The 1,184-nt window shown below is 69.0% G+C and carries 1 protein-coding gene; it reads right to left on the minus strand.

Annotation, left to right across the window (positions count from 1 at the left end; genetic code table 11):
• A partial coding sequence (locus V6V16_RS27700; protein WP_334566882.1) for an amino acid adenylation domain-containing protein occupies nucleotides 1-1,169 on the minus strand: 1,169 nt, incomplete at its 3' end.
• Nucleotides 1,170-1,184: the final 15 nt, after the last annotated feature.

Raw genomic sequence — 1,184 nt, forward strand, 5'->3', positions numbered from 1 at the left:
CCGCCGAGGTCGAAGAAGCTCTCCTGGGTGCTGACCTGCTCCAGGTTGAGCACCCGGCCCCAGATCCCGGCCAGCTGCTCCTCCAGCTCGGTCGCCGGGGCGACGTACTGTCGGTGTGCCGGCTCGGCCGTGTCCCGGAGGGCGGCGCGGTCGACCTTGCCGTTGGCGTTGAGCGGGATCGCCTCCACGGCGACGAACTCGGCCGGGATCATGTACTCCGGCAACTGCTCCACGCACCGCTGCCGCACCCGGTCGAGCAGGCCGGAGGCCGCGGGGGCGCTCGGCCGGTAGAACACCACCAGCCGGTCCGACTCGCCGACCAGGGCGACGGCGTCGCCGACGCCGTCGGTGCCCTCGACGACCGCTTCGATCTCGCCCAGTTCGATGCGGTAGCCGCGGATCTTCACCTGATGGTCGACCCGCCCGACGAACTCCACCGCCCCGTCGGCCATCCGGCGCACCAGATCCCCGGTCCGGTACATCCGCGCTCCCGCCGCACCGAACGGGTCGGGCAGGAAGCGCTCCGCCGTCAGAGCCGGCTGCCCCGCGTAACCCCGGGCCACACCCACACCACCGACATACAACTCACCGACCACACCCACCGGCGACAGCCGCAGATCCCGGTTCAACACGTACATCGTCATCCCCGGCAACGCCCGACCGATCGGCACCACCGCACCCGACTGCTCGCCCACGATCGGGAAAACGCAGGTACCCACACTCGCCTCGGTCGGCCCGTACTCGTTGACCAGACCGCCCGGACCCAGAAGCGCCAACCACCGGTTCGCCAACGCCGCCGGCAACGCCTCACCCGCGACCACCACCACCGCCGCCAACGACGCCAACGCCTCATCCGACAACTGCCGACCAAGAACCTCCAGATGACCCGGCGTCAACTTCAAGAAACTGAACGGCCCCGCACCCGCCAACACCACACCCAACTCGGCCAGATCCACATCCTGACCCACCATCACCACCCGCTGACCCACCACCAACGGCGCCCACAAATTCGGCACCTGCAAGTCGAACGCCACCGACGAGAACACCGCACAACCACCCGCACCACGCGACGCCAACTCACCCGCCGCCCACCTCACATGATTCGCCAACCCCCGGTGCGACACCTGCACACCCTTCGGCCGCCCCGTCGACCCCGACGTGAAAATCACATACGCCAAACCGTC

This window comes from Micromonospora sp. CPCC 205561, assembly GCF_036906775.1.
Taxonomy (GTDB): domain Bacteria; phylum Actinomycetota; class Actinomycetes; order Mycobacteriales; family Micromonosporaceae; genus Micromonospora.